General features: G+C 56.0%; 2 rRNA genes. Both read right to left on the bottom strand.

Features of this window, described 5'->3' with window-relative positions:
• Positions 1 to 106, bottom strand: a 5S ribosomal RNA gene (rrf, locus tag ACSC1Y_RS16125); the annotation flags it as partial.
• A gap of 134 nt (positions 107 to 240) precedes the next feature.
• Positions 241 to 1241: ribosomal RNA gene (locus tag ACSC1Y_RS16120) — 23S ribosomal RNA — on the bottom strand; the annotation flags it as partial.

Genomic DNA, 1241 nt, shown 5'->3' with positions numbered 1-1241 from the left:
TTTTCCCAGAGGCTCGCGCACTCCAGTACTCGCTCGAACGCTGGCGAGCTTAACTTCCGTGTTCGGAATGGGTACGGGTGGCAACCTCGCCGCTATGGCCGCCCTAACGCCGACTCGCGGAATCGAACCGCGACCATGATCCAATATCGGTCGATCGGCCACGAAACCAATATGTAAACGCAATCCAGTTAACGCCTGAACCTACCACCAGGTACTGCGGTAAGTCCCAGTCATGCGGTATGAATGTGTGGCTTGGACTGTTAGTGCTCGCGGGCTTAACGCCTCGTTGCCTCGGCGCGTACACCCCAAGTCTATCGAACTCGTCTTCTACGAGTGTCCTCAATCGGTACCTCTTTTCCATGTGGGTTTCGAGCTTAGATGCATTCAGCTCTTACCCCGTGTGACGTAGCTGCCCGGCACGTGCCCTCTCGGACAACCGGTACACCAGTGGTCACCATTCGTAGTTCCTCTCGTACTATACGAACGTTCACGTCAGGTACCTCACACCCCCAATAGATAGCAGCCGACCTGTCTCACGACGGTCTAAACCCAGCTCACGACCTCCTTTAATAGGCGAACAACCTCACCCTTGCCCGCTTCTGCACGGGCAGGATGGAGGGAACCGACATCGAGGTAGCAAGCCACGCGGTCGATATGTGCTCTTGCGCGTGACGACTCTGTTATCCCTAAGGTAGCTTTTCTGTCATCAATCTCCCGCATCCAGCAGGATGATTGGTTCGCTAGACCACGCTTTCGCGTCAACGATCCTCGTTAGGAAGATCATTGTCAGCCCATCTTATGCTCTTGCGCTCTTCTCCGAGTCTCCGACTCGGATGAGATGGACTTAGGGCGCGCTCGATATCTTTTCAAGCGCGTACCGCCCCAGTCAAACTGCCCGGCTACCGGTGTCCTCCTCCCGGAGTGAGGGTCACAGTCACTAATGGGTAGTATTTCAGTGATGTCTCGGTGGCCCGCTAGCGCGGGTACCTGTGTAATGACTCCTACCTATCCTGCACATTAGCGACCGTGTCCCAGCGACAGCCTGCAGTAAAGCTCTATAGGGTCTTCGCTTCCCCTTGGGGGTCTCCAGACTCCGCACTGGAACGTACAGTTCACCGGGCCCAACGTTGGGACAGTGACGCTCTCGTTGATCCATTCATGCAAGCCGCTACTGAAGCGGCAAGGTACTACGCTACCTTAAGAGGGTCATAGTTACCCCCGCCGTTGACGGGTCCTTCGTC

Origin of the sequence: Haloarchaeobius lipolyticus, assembly GCF_051208015.1 — an archaeon.
In the GTDB taxonomy this organism is placed as follows: domain Archaea; phylum Halobacteriota; class Halobacteria; order Halobacteriales; family Natrialbaceae; genus Haloarchaeobius.
The sequence above is the reverse complement of the archived record's forward strand: the minus strand, read 5'-3'. Positions and strand labels throughout refer to the sequence as shown.